Consider the following 18391-nt stretch of genomic DNA (forward strand, 5'->3'; position numbering starts at 1 on the left):
AAGGAGAACGCGTGACCCGCATGCCGCTCGCCAACGCAGACGAGCAACCCGAACGCATCAAAGAGCTCCTCGAACGCCCCGGCACCCTCGACGTGCTGCGCCTGATCGCCAACGCCCCCAACGTGTTCGAAGAGTGGGCGCGGATGGCCGGAGAGCTTTTCGACAGCCCGACGTTCACCCCGCGGATGCGCGAAGTGATCATCCTGCGGGTCGGCCACCTGCAGGAGTCGCCCTACGAGCTCGCCCAGCACGTGGTCTTCGCCCGAAAGGCAGGACTGACCGACCAACAGATCGATGCCCTCCAGGACAAGGCGACCCTCGACGACGCCGGGTTCGGCGCCGACGAGCGCCTCGTCATCGACACCGTCACCGAGCTGTGCACCACCCGCCGACTAAGCGACGGCTCGTTCGCCCAAGCCCACAAACTCCTCGGCGACGAGGCGCTCACCGAGATGCTGATGATCGTCAGCTGCTACTACGGCCTGGCGCTGGTGCTCAACGCCGTCGACCTCGACATCGACGCCCCCGCATGACCCGCATCCCGTACCGCGACCCCGAGGACATGACCGAACTCGCCCGCGAATTGACCGCGCGGCGGGGCAATCTCAACGTCTACCGCGCGCTGGCCAACGCCGAGAAGGTGTTCACCCGCTGGATGGTGGCCGGCGACGCCGCCCTGACCAGCCCGGTGCTGCCGAGACGGCTGCGCGAACTCATCGTCCTGCGCACCGCGTATCTCATGGACTGCGCCTACGAGCTCGGCCAACACAAAGACATCGCCCAAGCGGTCGGCCTAAGCAGCGTCAGCATCGCCGCGCTGACCTCCGAATCCGGTTGGCAAAACGGCGATTTCGACCCCACCGAGCTGGCCGTCCTGCGCCTGACCACCGAGCTGGTCACCACCCGCCGCGTCGCGGCCGAGCTTTTCGGCGAAGTGCACCAAGCTCTCGGCTCGGAGGCCACCATGGAGGCGTTGATGGTCATCAACCGCTACGCGGGCCTGGCGCTGATGCTCAACGCGCTCGACGTGGACCTCGACGAGACCGCCCGACTGCCGATACCGCCGACAAAATGACGGTGGCCTGCGGTTCCCCCACCAGCCCAATCGGCCTTCCCGTAATGTCCACGGTGTGGTGGTGCGAAAGCAGCCGTCGACCCGCCTGTCGGCCGAGGACTGGCTCGAGGTGGGCTACACCGTGCTGGCCGAAGAGGGTGTGCGCGCACTCAAAGTCGAGCGTTTGTGCCAGCAGGCCGGTGTCACGCGTGGCAGCTTCTACTGGCACTTCGAGGACATCGACCACTACCGGGCCGCGCTCGTCGAATCCTGGAACAAATTCCTCGAACGCGACCGCCAGGCGCTGTCCAAGCTCGACGAGCTGCCACCCCGGGAGCGCCTGTTGGCCCTCACGCGCACGCTGGTCAGCCCCCAGTACTGGATGCTCGAGCGGGCGATGCGCGAATGGGCCCGCCTGGACCCGGTCGCGGCCGAAAACATCCGCGCGGCGGACCGGCTCTTGCTGCGCACCGTGGTCAAGGCCTACTGCGACTACGGGTTCAGCTTCGAGGACGCCAAACTGCGCGCGGAGTTGACCTTCGCCGCGGGAATCGGCCTGCTGCACCTCACCAGCTCGGCCGAGCAGGCCCAATCGCTGTCCCAGCGAGAACGATTCCTGGCCGTGATGCTGGGCGAGGCGGGGACCGCCGGCTCAGATCATGGCGATGGGTGAGATCTTCGCGCCAATCGCCAACGCCCCGGCCAACTCTCGGCTCGTGTCGTAGTCGAACACCACATGCCCCGCGGCGATGTCCACATCACGTTTGGCGCGCTGCAACGGGCTCGACAGGAAATGAGCGCTGGCGCCGGCCGCCTCCAGCAGATCGGCGATGATCGCCCGGCACTCGTGCACCGTGCGCGCGGCCGCCAGCCGGGCATCGGCGCGCACCGACCGGCTCACCCGCCCGCCGCTCACCACGATCGCCTCGATCTCGTCGGCGGTCGCCGCGATCAACGCCCGCAGCGCGCTCAGCCGCACCCGCGCCTCGCCGAGCCGGATCTGCGCAGCGGGCTGATCCTTTTGCGCCACCCCGCTGTAGGCCAGCACCCGCCCGCCGAGGCGCTCGGCGAACAGCTCGGTCACCCGTTCCGCCGCCCCGAGCACGGGCATCGACGCCGTCAGCGCCAGCGCGGGCACCATCGGCCACCGGTACGTCGGCACCCCGTGCGCCAGCGCGCCCGGTGCGGTGCCGCCGTAGATGTCAGCCACCGCGACCAGTCGGTGCTCGGGCACGAACACGTCGTCGACGACCAGGTCGTGCGAACCGGTGCCGCGCATGCCGGCCGTGTGCCAGGTGTCGACGACCTCGACCCGGTCGGCGGGCAGCACGACGAGCACCGGGTCGATCCCGTCCGCGCGCTCGATCAGCGCGCCGACGATCATCCAATCGGCGTCCATCGCCCCCGTCGCCCACGCCCATCTGCCGGTCACCCGCACCCCGCCGTCGGCCGGGACGCCGCGGCCGGTCGGGGCCAGGGGAGCCGGCGCCAGCACCGGTCCGGACGCGAACACCTCCTCCTGCGCCCGCGGATCGAATAACGACAGCATCCAGTTGTGCAGCGCGTAGAAACCCAACGTCCAGGCGCTCGAGGCGCAGCCGTGCGCCATCCGCCGAATCGGTTGCAGCAGTTCGGGAAACGAGGCCTGCAGCCCGCCGAACCGCGCCGGCAGCAACAGGCGGAACAGCTCGGTCTGCCGGAAATCGCTCACCGTCGCTGCGGGGAGGCGCCGCAACCGCTCGGCCTCCTCGGCGCGCTCGGCCAGCCGCGCCACGAATTCGTCGGTGATGCCGTGCAGGGGACGGCTGTCGACCACGGACATGCCGACGACCGTAACATACTTTTTAGTATGTAACGGCGCCGGTTGTTACCATCGCCCGGTGAGCGATCGCCCGGGCGGGATGCGATCACGCCGCGACGTCCTGAAGATCGCCGGTGTCCTGCCGGCGATCCTCGGCGCCGCCGCCGTCCTGCCCGCCCCGCGCGCGGCCGCCGGTGTCGCCGGGATGTCGGTCTTCCTCGATCCCGGCCATAACGCCGTCAACGACGCCTCGATCAACCAGCAGGTGCCCAACGGTCGCGGCGGCAGCAAGCCGTGCCAGACCTCGGGCGCCGCGGCCGGCGACGGCTATCCCGAGCACGCGTTCACCTGGGCGGTGGTGGGGCTGATCGCCGACCAGTTGAACCAGATGGGCGTTCGCACCCAGCTCTCGCGCGACAGCGACGGCGGCGTCGGCCCGTGCATCGACCAGCGCGCGGCGGCGGCCAACGCCATGCGCCCGGACGCGATCGTGAGCATCCACGCCGACGGGGGACCGCCGTCGGGCAGCGGATTCCACGTCAACTACTCCAGCCCGCCACTCAACGATGTTCAGACCGGGCCCGCCGTGCAGCTGGCCCACGCGATGCGGGATGCCTTGGCCCAGTCGGGATTACAGCCGGCGAACTACATCGGCTCCGACGGCTTGTACGGCCGCGACGACCTCGCCGGGCTGAACCTGGCCCAATACCCGGCGGTGCTGGTCGAACTCGGCAACATGAAAAACGCGGGCGACGCCGCGCGGATGGAAAGCGCGGACGGCCGGGCGGCCTACGCCGCCGCGGTTACCCGGGGGATCGTCGCCTTCCTCAGCGCCAAGGCCGGCTGACTCAGCTGCCGAAGCCTCCGCTCGCGGGTGGCGGCGCCGGGGCGGGCCCGCCGAGGCCGAGGTGGCTGGAGGCGAAGGCGACGCCTTTGTCGATGATGGAGCCGTCGTCGGCGTAGGTGTTGTGGGCGGCGAAGTTCATGCCGTCGGAGCAGACGGGGTCTTCGGTGGCGCAGACTTTGAGGGTTTTGCCTTGGTAGGCGGGTCCGATGACGACGGGGGGTTCGCCGAGGAAGTTCATGGCGCGCACGTTGGGCATGCCGAAGAGCACGACCGAGGAGACGTGGTTGGCGACGTCGGGGGACAGCGGTTTGGGGACGGTGGCGGGGTCGATGCCTTCGGGGACGGCGGCGGAGGTGACAAAGCCCATGACGGCGGCGCCTTGGGAGTAGCCGCCGAGGACCATTTTGGTGTTGGGGCAGTCATGGGCCATGGACACGACGTGGGCGCCGGCGTCGCGGATGCCGTCGATGCCGGTGTCCCATTGGTCGGTGGCGGGGTAGTTGACGGGGTAGACGTCGAAGGAGCGGTCGCCGACGCGTTGGTGTAGGGCGTCGACGAAGGCTTGGCCGGTGGGGCCGACGCCGGGTTCTTCGCCGGTGCCGCGGGCGAAGACCACTTGCACGTCGGGGCACTGGGCGGCGGCGGTGGGGATGAGGGAACCGGAGACGGCCGAGGCGGCCATGCCCGATGCGGCGACAACTACTGCTGGACCAAAAGAACGAACAATTCGACGCACGATCATGCCGTCCAACGTGCCCATGCGAGCCCCTCCCAAACTGTCAACTTGCCGACCGTTTCGTGATGTTTTCCTGTATACCGGTGCGCGCCGGCATGCGGTGGATAGCGGCTCCGTCGCCTCCATCGGACCGACGCGGCCAGTGCGCATCTGGTTACCAGAAAACACTTTAAGCCGTCGTTTGATTTCGTCTGTCGAGGGTAGCCGCAGATCGCGGGACTCTGCCAATCAGAGGGGCGGCGACATGGCAACGGACGAAACGGGTTTCGGCGGCGTAACCTTCGATCTCTTTTCCGTTCAACACCACTCGGTGACGTCGGGCCGCGACGACGACCCGTGCGCGCGACGCAACCCACGCGGGAACGAATGGGATTGCCTCCGGCCCCGCGATGAGGACGTCGGTGCGGCGAATTGGTTTCCGCGTGAGCCGAAAATGCTGAGCGGGCGCACAGGTGTCGGCATGGTCACATACGGGCAACGCTCAGGTGCGCTCGGCGTGGCGCCCTATTAGAGTGACGTATCTTAGGGAAAGCTTATGATTCGTTAAGTATGGAAACAGGTAGCACGGAGCAAGGCTGTGAAAACGGACCGTTTCGACGCGATCATCATAGGCGCAGGTTTCGGCGGCATCGGCGCCGCAATTCAGCTCAAGCGCCTCGGTTTTGAGAACTTCGTCATCCTCGACCGAGAGGATGACCTGGGCGGCACCTGGCATGTCAATCACTACCCGGGCATCGCCGTCGACATCCCCTCCACCACGTACTCGTACTGGTTCGAGCCCAACCCCGGGTGGTCACGGTTGTTTGCGCCGGGCGCCGAGGTCAAGACCTACGCCGCCGACGTCGCCGACAAGTACGACGTGCGCCGCCACATGCGGTTCAACACCACCGTCGAAGGCGCCGAGTGGGACGAGGACGCCGAGGTCTGGCGGGTGGCGCTGGCCGGCGGCGAAAACCTGACCACCCGCTTCCTGATCACCGCGACCGGCTTCCTGTCCCAGCCGCGCCTGCCGGACATTCCGGGCATCACCGGCTTCGAGGGCAAGATCGTCCACACCACCGCGTGGGACCACGACTACGACTACACGGGCCGCCGCATCGCGGTCATCGGGACCGGCGCGTCGGCGGTTCAGCTCATTCCCGAGCTGGCCAAGCAGGCCGGTGAGCTGACCGTCTACCAGCGCACCGCGACCCACATCATGCCCAAGCCCGACTTCGAGTTCCCGCAGGCGGTGCGACGCCTGTTCGCCCGGCTGCCGGCGTCGCAGCGCGCGTTGCGGTGGGTCACCGACGTCATCTTGGAAATCATCATGGTCGTCGGGGCGCTGCACTATCGGGAATCGCGGGGGCGCGGCAACATTTCGGCCGCCGACCTGGCCAAGATCAACCGATTCCGGTGGATCCGGGACAAGGATCTGCGGGCCAAGTTCACCCCGGACTACGACTGCGGCTGCAAGCGGCCCACCCTGTCCAACACCTTTTATCCCGCGTTCGCCAAGCCGCACGTGCACCTGGAGACCAACTCGATCGCGCGGATCGAGCCGGACGGCATCGTCACCACCGACGGGCGCAAGACCGTCATCGACACCCTGGTCCTGGCGACCGGTTTCGACCTGTGGGAGGCCAACTTCCCGGCCATCGAGGTGATCGGCCGCAAGGGCCGCAATCTCGGTAAGTGGTGGCGCGAGACCAGGTTCCAGGCCTACCAGGGCGTCTCCGTGCCGTACTTCCCGAACTATCTGGGCCTGGCGAGCCCGTTCGCCTTCTCCGGACTGTCCTTCTTCCACACCATCGAATACCAGATGCGGCACATGGACCGGCTGCTCGGCGAGGTCAAGCGCCGGGGCGCGACGACCTTCGAGGTGACCGAGGAAGCCAACGACCGGTTCATGGAGCGGATGACCAAACTGCTGGACAGTTCGGTGTTCTACAGCGGCGACTGCGCCACGTCGCGGTCGTACTATTTCAGCCCCAGCGGTGAGGCGTCGCTGCTGCGGCCGACGTCGACGCTCAATTCGGTGCGCGAAGCGCAGACCTTCCCGCTCAGCGACTACGTGATCGCCTAGCGCCTCAGCGGCGCGCGGATCCGGTCAACGGTTGCCCGTTGGCGGACTGCAGCAAGCAGATGACGGTGCTCGGGGTGGGGTTGGCGCCGGTGCGGTCCTGGTTCGAGTCGATCAGATAGGTGATCGAAAACCGGCCGGCGTCAACGGATTGCCCGGTGTAGGGGGCGAGTCCGGCGGCGCAGTCCTTGTTGGCGACGGCGGCGATGGCGGTGTCGACGGCCATCGGGGCGCGCAGATACACCTCGGCCAAATGTGCTGTCGCACAGTCGACGACGGTGACGTCGACGCGGCTGCCGTCGGCCGGCGGCAGGTCGGCCACGCACTCACCGGCCCGCAGGTCGATCCATTTCTCGGTGTGCGGACCGGGCGGCAGCGGAGCGGCGATGGCGGCGGCGCAGGGACCCAGCATGGCCGCGACGACGAGCACGCCCACCGGGTGAAGGGGTGAAGTGCGCATCGCAGCCTCCCTTGCTCTTAGCGGTGGAGTTTAGGAGGTGTTGGTCAGCGCCGGGTCCGGTTTTCCCGACGACATCGATAGGAACCCGCGCACGCAGCGCGCGGCCAGCCACCAGTTCGCCGGCTTCCTCATGTCCAGCCCGCCCAGGAGCTGTTTGACCATGGTCAGGCTGTCGAAGTAAATGCGTTCGCAGACAAGGGTTTCGGTGTCGTCGAAGACGAAGTAGGCGGTCATGCGGACACGGAATCGGCTGCCGGTCGGCGGGACCTTGCCCAGGTAGCCGCGGTGGGTGCCCATCAGCCAGAATTCGACGATCACCGCGTCGGCGCTGTGCCGCAGCGCGATGATCTCGTGATCCTGGTCGGGAAACGCCGTGCGGGTCTCGGTGTAGTAGCCGCGCACCGCCGCGTCGCCGTCGTGCACGAGCATCTGGGGGATCAACTCGTAGCGCGGATGCGGGAACGTCGCCAGGACGTCGTCCCAGGCCTGGCGGACCTCGTCATGAAAGTGGTCGAGCACGAGCTTCTGGCGCGCGGCCAGCACCTCGGGGGGCGGGAACGCGGGGATGGTCACGTGGTCAGCGTAAGCCCGCGCTCCTCGGCGAGCAGACGCAGAATCGCACGGCGGCACGCGATATCGTGCGATTCTGCGTCTGATCGCGAGAAGAGGTGCGAGAACTCGCGATTAGAGGCGACCTACCGCGGGGGAGTCCAGGCAACCGGCAGGGTCTTGATGCCGTGGATGAACTGCGACAGCAGCCGCGCGGGCTCGTCCGTCGCGACGATGTCGGGGATCTCGCGGCGCAATTCGTCGAAGACCACCCGGATTTCGCGACGGGCCAGGTTGGCGCCCAGGCAGAAATGCGCGCCCCCGCCGCCGAAGCCGAAATGGGGATTGGGGGTGCGCGCGACGTCGAAAAGCCAGGGATTGTCGAACGTCGACTCGTCGCGATTGGCCGAGTTGTACCACAGCGTGACCTTGTCGCCGGACTTCATCTTGGTGCCGGACAGCTTGAAGTCCCGGGTCAGCGTGCGGCGCATGTAGATCACCGGGGACGCCCAGCGCACGATCTCCTCGACGGCGGTGGGCGTCAGGCGGTCGAAGTTGGACCACCACTTGTCCCGCTCGGCGGGGTAGCGCGACAGCGCCAGCACGCCGTGGCTGATCGCATTGCGCGTCGTCTCGTTGCCGGCCACCACGAGCAGGATGAAGAACGACGCGATCTCGGCCGACGTGAGCCGTTCCCCGTCGACCTCGGCCTCCACCAGGCTGGTGGTCAGATCGTCGTGGTGATTGGATCGCCGGTCCTCGGCGAGCGCGCTGGCGTAGGCGCCGATGTCCATCGACACCTGGAGGAACTCCCCGAAGTCCGTGGCCAAATCCGGGTCGCCGAACCCGAGAATCACGTTGGTCCAGTGGAAGATTCGCTGATGGTCCTCCTCCGGGATGCCCATCATGTCGCAGATGACCTGCAGCGGCAGCGGACCGGCGAGCTCGCCGACCAGCTCGGCCTCCCCGTCGGGATGGTTCGCGATCAGCGAGGCGACCAGCCGGCGGGCCCGCTCGCGCACCGACGCCTCGATGCGCGCCACCACTTTCGGGGTGAACGCGCGACTGACGATCGAGCGCAGCCGCTGGTGCCGCGGATCGTCGAGCACGATCATCGAGCCGAAGTACTCGCTGATCTCCGGGGTGTTGTCGTTGATCGTGATGTTGGGGCTGGAGCTGAAGATGTCGGGATGACGGCTCGCGAAATACACGTCGTCATGCTTGGTCAGCGCCCAGTGCCCGTTGCCCGGCTCGAACCCCTCGTATTCGACCGCGGGCCAGAACGAGATCGGCGCCTCGCGGCGCAGGGTGGCGAAGGTGCCGTCGCGGACGTCGTCGTCGAGCGCCCAGAAGTCCAGCGACTCGAGGTGGATGTCGGCCAGCGGGATCTCGGGCGGCGGCGCCCCGTTCGTCCGCGCCGCCAGGCCCTTTGTGGGACCCGTCTTGAGGCTCACCTAGACCTCCTCGTGTCGTGCGGGGGCGGCACGGTCAGTGGGTGCAGACCGTTCGGGCGGGCGTGCCGACCGTGGCCGTCGCCGCGCTGACCACGTTGCCGTCGACCAAGATCTTGCAGGAGATGGGGCCGGGCCCCTGCGCGCTGATCGTGAACACCTCGCCACCGAACCCGGTGAACTCCGTCGACCACGGCAGCGGCGCATTCACCTGATGCAGCTGCCCGGTGTCGGTTTGGTAGTAGATGAATTCGGCGACCGCGGGCCCGTTGACCTCGTAGCGGATCTGCGGCATCTGGGGCAGCGCGTGGGCCACGCCGCCGGCATTCGCGAACCCTAAACCGACGGCCAACACGATCGCAGGTCCGGTGAGGTGCTTCGTCATGAATTGCATCGTGTCACCACGGGCGACGGTAGGGAAGCTTAATGTGAAGTTCCAAGCGGGGGCTGGTGAGTGGAAAGGTGGCGTAAAGGCATGGCGGGACACGGCTCAAAGCGCGTGGTGGTGTTCGGCACCGGCTTCGTCGGCAAGATGGTGATCCCCGAGATCGTCAAACACCCCTCGTTCGAGTTGGTGGGCGTCGGCGTCAGCAACCCGAACAAGGTCGGCCGCGACGTCGGCGAGATTTGCGGAATGGGCGAGAAGGTGGGCATTCTCGCGACCGACGACATCGACGCCCTGATCGCCTTGAAGCCCGATGCGCTGGTGCATTACGGCCCGACGGCCATGCACGCCAAAGAGAACATCCTGCTGATCACCCGGTTCCTGCGGGCCGGCATCGACGTGTGCTCGACGGCCATGACCCCGTGGGTGTGGCCGACGATGCACCTGAACCCGCCGAACTGGATCGAGCCGATCACCGAGGCCTGCGAACTGGGTGAGTCGTCCTGCTTCACCACCGGCATCGACCCCGGATTCGCCAACGACCTCTTCCCGATGACGCTGATGGGCCTGACGTCGGAGGTGCGGCGGGTGCGCGCATCGGAACTGCTGGACTACACCAACTACGAGGGTGACTACGAATTCGAGATGGGCATCGGTCGCGAGCCCGAATTCACGCCGATGCTGCAGGACCGCGACATGCTGATCTTCGCGTGGGGCGCCACCGTCCCGATGATCGCCCACGCCGCCGGCATCATGCTCGACGAGATCACCACCACCTGGGACAAGTGGGTGACACCGACGGAGCGCAACTCGGCCCGCGGCGTCATCAAGCCCGGCCACGTCGCCGCCGTCCGGTTCACCATCAACGGCGTGTACCAGGGCGAGACCCGCATCCAGCTCGAGCACGTCAACCGCATCGGACTCGACGCCGCCCCGGACTGGCCGCGGGGCCACGACAACGACGTCTACCGCGTGGACATCGAGGGGACCCCGAGCATCTTCCAGGAGACCGCGTTCCGGTTCACCGACGGCTCCGGCCGCGACGCCGCCGCGGCCGGCTGCCTGGCCACCGGGTTGCGGGCCCTCAACGCCGTGCCGGCGGTCAACGACCTGCGGCCGGGCTGGGTCACCCCGCTCGACCTGCCACTCATCGCCGGGGCCGGCAACATTCGCTGACCGGCGCACAGCGGCCACATAGCCGGCACCGACACGCGATACAGGATTTGGCGGCACAATAGCGGCTAGCCGGATGCGAATTGGTGCTGCGAACAACGGGGATCGAACTATGGCCAATGGAGCTGGGACCGCACTGGGCCTATCGATCGGTGTCACCAACCTGGCGGCCGCGACCTCCGAAAACGCCATCACCCGCAAACCCGTCCTGACCCTGTATCCGGACCGGCCCGCCGAGATCGGCATCCCCGCCGAAAACCCCCGCCTACAGGGGCCGGGCGTCGTGCTCACCGGCTTCGTGAACCGCGTCGGCGACCCGCGCGGCGTCGTGGCCCCCGACGGCTCGGTGCACCGCGGCGAGGTGTTGCTCGCCGACGGGTTGCGGGCGCTGGCCTACGCCGCGACGGGCGGACGCCCGCTGCCCGACGACGTCGCGGTCACCTACCCGGCCCATTGGGAGTCGCCGGCAGTGGAGGCCCTGGGCGCCGCTCTGGGCGAAATCCCCGAATGGTCGGGGCGCGCGCGCCCCATCCTGTTGATTCCCGACGCGGCCGCGACGCTGCTCGCCGTGCGGACCAACCCGGGCATACCGGCGCGCGGGACCGTGGCGGTGTGCGATTTCGGCGGCAGCGGCACCAGCATCACGCTGATGGACGCCGACGGTGACTACAGGGCGGTGGCGCCGACCGTGCGGCACCGCGACTTCTCCGGCGACCTGATCGACCAGGCGCTGCTGGGCGTCGTGGTGGCCAACATGCCGACCACCGGCGCGTTCCCGACGGGCACGGCGGCGATCGGCTCGCTGAGCCGGCTGCGCACCGGGTGCCGGATCGCCAAGGAACAGCTGTCCTCGAGCACCGCGACGACGCTGACCAACGGGCTGACCGGGGCGCAAGGTCAAACCCGGCTCGCCCGACACGAACTCGACGACGCGATCCGCCCGGCGCTGACCGGCTTCCTCGCGCGGCTGGATGAAACGTTGGCGCGCAACGGAATCCGCGACCTCGTCGCGGTGGTGTCGTCGGGGGGCGGGGCGAACCTCCCGGCCATCACGACCACGCTGGCGCGGCATCTTCGTGTCCCGGTCGCCACCACGCCGCGGCCCCAGCTCACCGCGGCGGTCGGCGCCGCGCTGCGGGTGGCGCGCGGCGTCGGCGATGCGACGTCCGCTGCGTCCGCCGTGCCCGCCGCCCCCGCGACCGCGACGGCCCGGGCGGCGAGACCCGACCGCACCGCCACCACCCCGGTGCCGCCCGCGGGCCCAACGCCGATGCCGATCCGGGCCTGGTCGGCCACGGCCCACCAGTCGCGCGTCATGCCGGCCGGCGACGCGCCCGATGTGGAGGCACCGACCACCCGGATCGCCGCCCCGGCCGCCCGGCGCAAGGGGCTGTTCGCCCGGTGGCGCCTGCTGCCCGCGGCCGCCGTCCTCGTCACCGCCACGGCGGTGCTGCTGGTGGGGGCCGCGCTGGCGGTCGGGCTGAACTCGCCGGACAAATCGGCGACGACACCCGCCCCGGCGGTGACCACGACGCCGCCGGCGCCAGCGCCCCCGAGCGCGACCGCGGAACCCGCGCCCGTGGACGTCCCGGTGCCGTCGACCTCCGACACCAACCCGCCGGCCGAGACCGAGACGCCGATGACCACGACGCCGCGGGCGACTCCCCAGGCGGCCCCGCCCCCACGCCCGGCAGCTCCGCGCCGCGTGGCCGTCCCGCCCATTCCACCGATCCCCGGGCTCAACGAGCCCATCCCCGGGCTCGACCGGGTCAACCAGGTCCTTCGGGAGATCCAGGGCGGCCTGGGCGTCAACGCCCTCGGGCCGTTACCCGCCCGCTGAGCGACACTTACCCGCCCACCGAGGGGCCGGTTCACGAATTACCTTTCGGTGATACGTTTTTCGCCCTTGTTCTCCGCGGTGGCGGCTTCCCTCAGCACCTCGTTGAGGGCCTTGTCCTTCTCGATCTGATCCTGCAGATCCTTCTGCTCGCGGCCTTCGTCGTCCTCGGCCTGGGAGTCCGTGCCCTCGGCGACTTCGTGCTTCGGGTTACCGTCCTCGTCCAACCATTCGTTGACGGCGGTGCCGGACACGCTCCCGCCGGTGCCGGGCAGCACGATCGTGGGCTTGTCCTTGTAGGCCTCCATCATCCTGGCGGCCTCTTCCTTGTCGTCCTCGTCCGGCTCCGGCTTCTCGGTCAGTCGTTGCTCGTCGTCCTGACCGGACGATTTGTCGTCCTGCACGCTCATGCATCTACCCCCTTGCATCGCAGATTCGACGATTGCGGGGGATTACCCGTTGCGCGGCTGTGCCGAAACTCTCCTCAGCGCGCCCCGTCGCCCTTGACCAGCACAACCAGGGCCTGCGGGATCCGCATCGGCTCGGGTGCGCTGGACAGGCGCTCGGCGACCGCGCCCTGCAACTGCTCGACGAACTGCCCGGCCCGTGGGTCGTGGATGCCGCCGTCCAGCGCGCGCACCAGGGCGGGGAACAGCGCGGACCGCGCGAAGGCGGCCCACTGGGCGCCGAAGGCGTGCGCGTCGTGGTCGGACTGGAAGCGGGCCCAGAATCGATCCTCGGCGTTGAAGATCTCGAGGTGCTCGATCATCAGCCCTTCGAACCGCCCCTTGGGCGCGAACGGCGCGCGAAAATCCTTCTCGGTGCGGGCGAAGGTGGGAATTGTCATGCACCGCAGCTCATCTGGGCTCAGCAGGCCGTCGCGCCCCTGCTCGTCCAGCGCGCCGACGATCGCGTCGAGCAGCGGCGCGAAGCCCGCCGTCTCGTCCTCGTCGGCCGCCAGCGTCAGCGCCACCAGCCGGCCCTCGGGCGCCAATTCGCGCCCGCGGAACGCCACAAAGTTGTGCCAGTCCAGGGCGGCCTGGTCGGAATAGGCGGACCGCACCGCGTCGTCGGCGGTGCACGAGACGTGCACGTGATCGGGCACCTCGCAGGGCGTTCGGCTCAGCCACTGCGTCGCCCAGGACGTCCAGCCCAGGTTGACGGTCTTGGACGGGACGATCTGGTTGTAGAAGGACCGGCCGATCGCCGAGGTGAACGTGGCCCCGTCGAGGTGCAGGTAGCTTTCCGGGTCGTCGGCCACCGTGCCGAACAGCGCCGTGAAGTCGTTGCGCGGTACGTCGGTGTGCGCCACCAGGATTGCGTGATCGTGGCTGGTGCGCCGGCGCAACACCGCGATGGCCGCCGACAGCGGCCGCAGCGAATTGTGGCCGTTGGCGGCGCCGTAGTCGGCGAGGACCATCGGCTGTGGAGACCGGGGCAGCGCAACCTGTTCGGCGGCCCGCTCGAACACCGCGATCGCCTTCGCCAACCCGGCCGCCCGCAGCCGCGACGCCTCGCTGAAGGTCGGCTCGGGGCGGACCACAATGCTCGATTCGGGCATCGGCGGTTCAGGCTGCATAGGGCAACGATAGTGGTTGGGCTGGTGGTCAGTTCGGCGTGGCGAACGGGCCGGGCGATGTCAGTGGCCGCGCGCCACCCATTCCTCGTAGTGCACGATCTCGTCGCCGATGGTGGTGCTGTCGCCGTGGCCGGTGTGCACCACGGTGTCGCCGGGCAGGGTGCCCAGCCGCCCGGAGATCGACTGCAGGATCGTCGGGAAATCCGAATAGGAACGCCCCGTGGCGCCCGGCCCGCCGGAGAACAGGGTGTCCCCGCTGAACACCACGCCGAGCTCGGGGGCGAACCAGCACACCGAGCCCGGGGAGTGCCCCGGCGTGTGCAGCGCCAGCAGCTCGGTGCCGGCGACGTCGATCGTGTCGCCGTCGGCGATCGTGCGGAAGTCCTTGTCCGGGTGGGTCATTCGCCACAACACGTCGTCGCCGGGGTGCAGCAGCACCGGCGCGTCCAGGGCCGCGCCGAGTTCGGGCGCCACCGTGACGTGGTCGTTGTGCCCGTGGGTGCAGACCACAGCGACGACGTTGCGCTTACCGACCGCGGCCAGGATGGGCTCGGCGGCGTGCGCGGCGTCGAACACCACGACGTCGGAGTCGTCGCCGACGATCCAGATGTTGTTGTCGACTTCCCAACTGCCGCCGTCGAGTTCGAACGTCCCGTGGGTGACCAGGCGTTCGATCGCCGCCATCAGAGCACCACCACCGAGCGCAGCACCTCGCCGCCGTGCATCTTGTGGAACGCCTCCTCGATGTCGCCAAGCCCGATGCGTTCGGAGACGAACTGCTCGAGCGGGAGCCGGCCCTGCAGGTACAGGTCGATCAGCGTGGGGAAGTCGCGTTCGGGCAGGCAGTCGCCGTACCACGACGACTTCAGCGAGCCGCCGTGGCTGAAGAAGTCCACCAACGGCATCTCCAGCGTCATGTCGGGGGTCGGAACACCCACCAGCACAACGGTTCCGGCGAGATCGCGGGCGTAGAAGGCCTGCTTCCAGGTTTCGGGCCGGCCCACCGCGTCGATCACCACGTTGGCGCCGAACCCGTCGGTGAGGTCGGCGATGGTGGTGACCACATCGAGTTCGCGGGCGTTGACGGTGTGCGTGGCGCCGAACTTGCGGGCCCAGTCCAGCTTGGTGTTGTCGGTGTCGACGGCGATGATGCGCCGCGCGCCCACCAGCGCCGCCCCGGCGATCGCGGCATCGCCCACCCCGCCGCAGCCGATCACCGCGACGGTGTCGTCGCGGGTGACGGCGCCGGTGTTGATCGCCGCGCCCAGCCCGGCCATCACGCCGCAGCCCAGCAGACCCGCGACCGCGGGGTCGGCCTCGGGATTGACCTTGGTGCACTGGCCGGCGGCCACCAGCGTCTTGTCGGCGAACGCCCCGATGCCCAGCGCGGGCGTCAGCTCGGTGCCGTCGGTCAGCGTCATCTTCTGGGTGGCGTTGAAGGTGTCGAAGCACAGGTGCGGGCGCCCGCGCTTGCAGGCCCGGCACTGCCCGCACACCGCGCGCCAGTTCAGGATCACGAAGTCGCCCGGCGCCACGGCGGTCACGTCCGGCCCGACGGCCTCGACCCGGCCGGCGGCCTCGTGGCCGAGCAGGAACGGGTACTCGTCGTTGATGCCGCCCTCGCGGTAGGTCAGGTCGGTGTGGCACACCCCGCAGGCGATCACGTCGACGAGAGCCTCGCCCGGCCCGGGGTCCGGGACGACGATGTCGACCAACTCGACGGGTTCGCCCTTCTTGCGTGAAATCACGCCGCGCACTGTCTGACTCATGGGCTCCAACCTACTGATCGCCGCCATACATCTCGCGGCGGGCCGTCCGCCCATCGGGCCGGTGTAGCGTCGCAGGGCGTGACGGCCAGGGAGACCACCGAAGAATTCACCGAACGCATCGCCGCGACCCTCGACGGCGCCAGCCTCACAATCCTGTTGAGCATCGGGCACCAGACCGGCCTGCTGGACACCATGGCCGGCCTGCCGCCGTCGACCAGCGCGCAGATCGCCGACGCCGCCGGGCTCGACGAGCGCTACGTCCGCGAGTGGCTGGGCGGCATGACCACCGGGCGCGTGGTGGAGTACGACGCCGACACCGCCGCCTACTCGCTGCCCGCCCACCGCGCCGGCGTGCTGACCCGCGCCGCCGGGCCCCAAAACCTCGCCGTGGTGGCCCAATTCCTGCCGCTGCTCGGCGAGGTCGAGCAGAAGATCATCGGCTGCTTCCGCGCGGGCGGCGGCCTGCCGTACAGCGAATTCCCGCGCTTCCACCAGCTGATGGCCGAGGAGAGCGGCGCGATGTACGACGCCTCGCTCGTCGACGTCGTGCTGCCGCTGGTGGACGGCCTCGTCGAGCGGCTGCGCGCCGGCGCCGACGTGGCCGACTTCGGCTGCGGCAGCGGCCACGCCATCAACGTGATGGCACAGGCGTTTCCGGCGAGCCGCTTCACCGGCATCGACTTCTCCGAGCAGGCCATCGCCACCGGCATCCGCGAGGCCGCCGACCGTGGCCTGACGAATGCCACGTTCGAAAGCCACGATCTGTCCGAGTTGGACAAGCCCGAGGCCTACGACGTCATCACCGTGTTCGACGCCATTCACGATCAGGCCCGGCCGGCGCGGGTGCTCGAGAACATCTACCGGGCGCTGCGGCCCGGGGGCGTCCTGCTGATGGCCGACATCAAGGCGTCGAGCCGGCTGGAGGAGAACGTCGGCGTGCCGATGAGCACCTACCTGTACACGACGTCGCTGATGCACTGCATGACGGTGTCGCTCGCGCTCGACGGCGCCGGGCTGGGCACCGCGTGGGGAACGCAGCTGGCCGTCGCGATGCTCGGCGACGCCGGGTTCGACGACGTGCGGGTCGCCGAGATCGAAGCGGACCCGATCAACAACTACTACATCGCCCGAAAGTGATGGCTCCCCTCGACGTGCTGGCCGATTGGCCGGTCGGGGCCGCGGCCGCCGCCGTCGTCGGGCCGGGCGGCGTGCTGGCCGGCCACGGCGATCCCGGGCGGGTGTTCGAGCTGGCCTCGGTGACCAAGCCGCTGGCGGCCCGGGCCGTGCACGTCGCCCTCGAGGAGGGCGCCGTCGACCTCGACACGCCCGCCGGCCCGCCCGGTTCCACCGTTCGCCACCTGCTGGCGCACACCTCGGGCCTGTCGATGCACTCCGAGAAGGTGCTGGCCGCGCCCGGCGCCCGCCGCATCTACTCCAACCAGGGCTTCACCGTGCTGGGCCAGACCGTCGAACGCGAGACCGGCATCGACTTCGCCCGCTACCTGGCCGAGGCGGTGTGCGAGCCGCTGGGCATGGCGGCGACCCGCCTCGAGGGGGGCGCGGTGGCCGCCGGGTTCGGCGCGACGTCGACCGTGGCGGACCTGGCCGCGTTCGCCGGGGACCTGCTGCGCCCGGTGACCGTCTCGGCAGGCCTGCACGCCGAGGCCACGACCGTGCAGTTTCCCGGCCTGGACGGCGTGCTGCCCGGATACGGGGTGCAGCGGCCCAACGACTGGGGGCTCGGATTCGAGCTCCGGGACGCGAAATCGCCGCACTGGACCGGTGCGCGGAACTCGGCGCGAACGTACGGCCATTTCGGCCAGGCGGGCGGGTTTATCTGGGCGGATCCGGAGATCGAGCTCGCGTTGGTGGTGCTGACCGACCGCGAATTCGGGGAGTGGGCGCTGCGGCCGTGGCCGGAGATTTCCGATGCCGTGATAGCCGAGTACAGCTAATTCGGAGTGCACACTAGCGCAACACGGGTATCACAAGGCACAATAGACACGCACGACACACAAATAATCGAAGATTTTGCGCAAGCTGCCCTGCTTGCCGGGTCCACAGGTCGTTGGGGAAGACGTCCCTGGTGGAACCGAAGGAGCAGGAAATGCGAGCGTCGAATCAATTCGCCGACGTGACGACTGGCGTGGTGTACGTGCACGCTTCGCCGGCGGCGGTGTGCCCGCATGTCGAGTGGGCGTTGTCGTCGACCCTGGGCGCCAAGGCGAACCTGAACTGGACGCCCCAGCCGGCGATGCCCGGTCAGCTGCGCGCGGTCACCAACTGGGTCGGTCCCGTCGGCACCGGCGCCAAGTTGGCCAACGCGCTGCGCTCCTGGTCCGTGCTGCGGTTCGAGGTCACCGAGGACCCCAGCCCCGGAGTCGACGGCCATCGGTTCAGCCACACCCCGCAGCTCGGCCTGTGGAGCGGGGCGATGAGCGCCAACGGCGACGTCATGGTCGGGGAGATGCGGCTGCGGGCGATGATGGCCCAGGGCGCCGACACCCTGGCCGCCGAACTGGATTCCGTGCTGGGAACGGCGTGGGACGAGGCGCTGGAGGCGTATCGCGACGGCGGCGACGGCGGCGAGGTGAGCTGGCTGAGCCGGGGGGTCGGGTAGGTTTCCCCGCGGTTCCCCCGCGGTTCCCCCGCGAGCAGACGCAAAAGTCCCGGAAAACGCCCGAAAAG

Annotated in this window: 21 protein-coding genes; 11 read left to right on the forward strand and 10 right to left on the reverse strand. The window is 69.0% G+C overall.

From position 1 onward, the window contains the following. Positions 1 to 11 precede the first annotated feature (11 nt). The 3 genes from K883_RS18350 to K883_RS18360 all read left to right on the forward strand — a co-directional run bounded on the left by K883_RS18350 (position 12) and on the right by K883_RS18360 (position 1727). Positions 12 to 533, forward strand: coding sequence for a carboxymuconolactone decarboxylase family protein (locus K883_RS18350; RefSeq protein ID WP_225336917.1), 522 nt, complete (start codon positions 12 to 14; stop codon positions 531 to 533). Then, entirely contained in the window at positions 530 to 1075 is a 546-nt protein-coding gene (locus K883_RS18355) for a carboxymuconolactone decarboxylase family protein (protein ID WP_036455151.1), read from the forward strand. The genes K883_RS18350 and K883_RS18355 overlap by 4 nt, the downstream gene beginning before the upstream one ends. Before the next feature lie 109 nt (positions 1076 to 1184). After that, the gene (locus K883_RS18360; protein ID WP_172417570.1) at positions 1185 to 1727 is read left to right on the forward strand and encodes a TetR/AcrR family transcriptional regulator; all 543 of its coding nucleotides are present in this window, start codon (positions 1185 to 1187) and stop codon (positions 1725 to 1727) included. On the opposite strand, the gene K883_RS18365 is transcribed toward K883_RS18360, so the two are convergent. After that, on the reverse strand, positions 1707 to 2876 hold the full coding sequence (locus tag K883_RS18365) for an acyl-CoA dehydrogenase family protein (RefSeq protein ID WP_014382357.1): 1170 nt from the start codon (positions 2874 to 2876) through the stop codon (positions 1707 to 1709). The two genes, K883_RS18360 and K883_RS18365, sit on opposite strands and share 21 nt — an antisense overlap. A 79-nt stretch (positions 2877 to 2955) precedes the next feature. On the opposite strand from K883_RS18365, the gene K883_RS18370 reads away from it, so the two are divergent. Next, positions 2956 to 3702 carry an Rv3717 family N-acetylmuramoyl-L-alanine amidase gene (locus K883_RS18370; protein WP_036455152.1) on the forward strand — a complete coding sequence of 249 codons (747 nt, stop codon included), beginning with the start codon at positions 2956 to 2958 and terminating at the stop codon, positions 3700 to 3702. Between the two features lies 1 nt (position 3703). Here the strand turns inward: K883_RS18370 and K883_RS18375 are convergent, their stop codons facing one another. Next, the gene (locus K883_RS18375) at positions 3704 to 4462 is read right to left on the reverse strand and encodes a cutinase family protein (protein WP_036455153.1); all 759 of its coding nucleotides are present in this window, start codon (positions 4460 to 4462) and stop codon (positions 3704 to 3706) included. 220 nt (positions 4463 to 4682) lie between these two features. On the opposite strand from K883_RS18375, the gene K883_RS26965 reads away from it, so the two are divergent. After that, a complete protein-coding gene (locus K883_RS26965) occupies positions 4683 to 4949 on the forward strand; it encodes a hypothetical protein (protein WP_081914384.1) in 267 nt (88 codons plus the stop codon). Positions 4950 to 5015: 66 nt separating this feature from the next. Next, positions 5016 to 6503 carry a flavin-containing monooxygenase gene (locus K883_RS18380; RefSeq protein WP_036455154.1) on the forward strand — a complete coding sequence of 496 codons (1488 nt, stop codon included), beginning with the start codon at positions 5016 to 5018 and terminating at the stop codon, positions 6501 to 6503. Positions 6504 to 6507: 4 nt separating this feature from the next. Here K883_RS18380 and K883_RS18385 read toward each other — a convergent pair whose 3' ends face one another. The 4 genes from K883_RS18385 to K883_RS18400 all read right to left on the reverse strand — a co-directional run bounded on the left by K883_RS18385 (position 6508) and on the right by K883_RS18400 (position 9345). Next, positions 6508 to 6912, reverse strand: a complete 405-nt coding sequence (locus K883_RS18385; protein WP_231504883.1) for a septum formation family protein — start codon at positions 6910 to 6912, stop codon at positions 6508 to 6510. Positions 6913 to 6990: 78 nt separating this feature from the next. Further along, a complete protein-coding gene (locus K883_RS18390) occupies positions 6991 to 7533 on the reverse strand; it encodes an ester cyclase (protein ID WP_008255860.1) in 543 nt (180 codons plus the stop codon). A 122-nt stretch (positions 7534 to 7655) separates the two neighbouring features. Further along, positions 7656 to 8963: a cytochrome P450 gene (locus K883_RS18395; protein ID WP_036455156.1), complete on the reverse strand. Its 1308-nt coding sequence runs from the start codon at positions 8961 to 8963 to the stop codon at positions 7656 to 7658. Between the two features lie 34 nt (positions 8964 to 8997). Next, complete coding sequence (locus K883_RS18400) at positions 8998 to 9345, reverse strand: MmpS family transport accessory protein (RefSeq protein WP_026071561.1); 348 nt, start codon at positions 9343 to 9345, stop codon at positions 8998 to 9000. Positions 9346 to 9435: 90 nt separating this feature from the next. Here K883_RS18400 and K883_RS18405 point away from each other — a divergent pair, with 90 nt between their 5' ends. Then, positions 9436 to 10521, forward strand: a complete 1086-nt coding sequence (locus K883_RS18405) for an NAD(P)H-dependent amine dehydrogenase family protein (RefSeq protein ID WP_036455157.1) — start codon at positions 9436 to 9438, stop codon at positions 10519 to 10521. Between the two features lie 109 nt (positions 10522 to 10630). Further along, the gene (locus tag K883_RS18410) at positions 10631 to 12358 is read left to right on the forward strand and encodes an Hsp70 family protein (protein ID WP_036455158.1); all 1728 of its coding nucleotides are present in this window, start codon (positions 10631 to 10633) and stop codon (positions 12356 to 12358) included. A gap of 38 nt (positions 12359 to 12396) precedes the next feature. On the opposite strand, the gene K883_RS18415 is transcribed toward K883_RS18410, so the two are convergent. From K883_RS18415 to K883_RS18430, 4 genes are all read right to left on the reverse strand, one after another. Further along, positions 12397 to 12765, reverse strand: coding sequence for a hypothetical protein (locus K883_RS18415; RefSeq protein WP_020822269.1), 369 nt, complete (start codon positions 12763 to 12765; stop codon positions 12397 to 12399). Between the two features lie 74 nt (positions 12766 to 12839). After that, positions 12840 to 13934, reverse strand: a complete 1095-nt coding sequence (locus tag K883_RS18420; RefSeq protein WP_036455159.1) for a class I SAM-dependent methyltransferase — start codon at positions 13932 to 13934, stop codon at positions 12840 to 12842. A 60-nt stretch (positions 13935 to 13994) separates the two neighbouring features. After that, positions 13995 to 14618: an MBL fold metallo-hydrolase gene (locus K883_RS18425; RefSeq protein WP_009956112.1), complete on the reverse strand. Its 624-nt coding sequence runs from the start codon at positions 14616 to 14618 to the stop codon at positions 13995 to 13997. Next, positions 14618 to 15703 (reverse strand): S-(hydroxymethyl)mycothiol dehydrogenase, encoded by a 1086-nt coding sequence (locus tag K883_RS18430; RefSeq protein WP_008255882.1) that lies wholly within the window; start codon positions 15701 to 15703, stop codon positions 14618 to 14620. Before K883_RS18430 ends, K883_RS18425 begins: the two co-directional genes overlap by 1 nt. A gap of 78 nt (positions 15704 to 15781) precedes the next feature. Between K883_RS18430 and K883_RS18435 the strand changes: the two genes are divergently transcribed. From K883_RS18435 to K883_RS18445, 3 genes are all read left to right on the forward strand, one after another. Beyond that, complete coding sequence (locus K883_RS18435) at positions 15782 to 16840, forward strand: class I SAM-dependent methyltransferase (protein ID WP_036455160.1); 1059 nt, start codon at positions 15782 to 15784, stop codon at positions 16838 to 16840. Then, positions 16840 to 17658, forward strand: a complete 819-nt coding sequence (locus tag K883_RS18440) for a serine hydrolase domain-containing protein (RefSeq protein ID WP_008255893.1) — start codon at positions 16840 to 16842, stop codon at positions 17656 to 17658. Before K883_RS18435 ends, K883_RS18440 begins: the two co-directional genes overlap by 1 nt. Before the next feature lie 152 nt (positions 17659 to 17810). Next, positions 17811 to 18323, forward strand: coding sequence for a DUF3145 domain-containing protein (locus K883_RS18445; RefSeq protein WP_008255895.1), 513 nt, complete (start codon positions 17811 to 17813; stop codon positions 18321 to 18323). Positions 18324 to 18391 lie beyond the last annotated feature (68 nt).

It is taken from the genome of Mycobacterium sp. TKK-01-0059 (assembly GCF_000709305.1).
Taxonomy (GTDB): Bacteria; Actinomycetota; Actinomycetes; order Mycobacteriales; family Mycobacteriaceae; genus Mycobacterium; species Mycobacterium intracellulare.

Coding starts and splice junctions, on each gene's coding strand:
- K883_RS18420 (WP_036455159.1), bottom strand. CDS start 13,934: ATGCAGCCTGAACCGCCGATGCCCGAATCGAGCATTGTGGTCCGCCCC.
- K883_RS26965 (WP_081914384.1), top strand. CDS start 4,683: ATGGCAACGGACGAAACGGGTTTCGGCGGCGTAACCTTCGATCTCTTT.
- K883_RS18415 (WP_020822269.1), bottom strand. CDS start 12,765: ATGAGCGTGCAGGACGACAAATCGTCCGGTCAGGACGACGAGCAACGA.
- K883_RS18355 (WP_036455151.1), top strand. CDS start 530: ATGACCCGCATCCCGTACCGCGACCCCGAGGACATGACCGAACTCGCC.
- K883_RS18440 (WP_008255893.1), top strand. CDS start 16,840: ATGGCTCCCCTCGACGTGCTGGCCGATTGGCCGGTCGGGGCCGCGGCC.
- K883_RS18365 (WP_014382357.1), bottom strand. CDS start 2,876: ATGTCCGTGGTCGACAGCCGTCCCCTGCACGGCATCACCGACGAATTC.
- K883_RS18425 (WP_009956112.1), bottom strand. CDS start 14,618: ATGGCGGCGATCGAACGCCTGGTCACCCACGGGACGTTCGAACTCGAC.
- K883_RS18445 (WP_008255895.1), top strand. CDS start 17,811: ATGCGAGCGTCGAATCAATTCGCCGACGTGACGACTGGCGTGGTGTAC.
- K883_RS18430 (WP_008255882.1), bottom strand. CDS start 15,703: ATGAGTCAGACAGTGCGCGGCGTGATTTCACGCAAGAAGGGCGAACCC.
- K883_RS18370 (WP_036455152.1), top strand. CDS start 2,956: ATGCGATCACGCCGCGACGTCCTGAAGATCGCCGGTGTCCTGCCGGCG.
- K883_RS18375 (WP_036455153.1), bottom strand. CDS start 4,462: ATGGGCACGTTGGACGGCATGATCGTGCGTCGAATTGTTCGTTCTTTT.
- K883_RS18405 (WP_036455157.1), top strand. CDS start 9,436: ATGGCGGGACACGGCTCAAAGCGCGTGGTGGTGTTCGGCACCGGCTTC.
- K883_RS18410 (WP_036455158.1), top strand. CDS start 10,631: ATGGCCAATGGAGCTGGGACCGCACTGGGCCTATCGATCGGTGTCACC.
- K883_RS18400 (WP_026071561.1), bottom strand. CDS start 9,345: ATGACGAAGCACCTCACCGGACCTGCGATCGTGTTGGCCGTCGGTTTA.
- K883_RS18385 (WP_231504883.1), bottom strand. CDS start 6,912: ATGCTGGGTCCCTGCGCCGCCGCCATCGCCGCTCCGCTGCCGCCCGGT.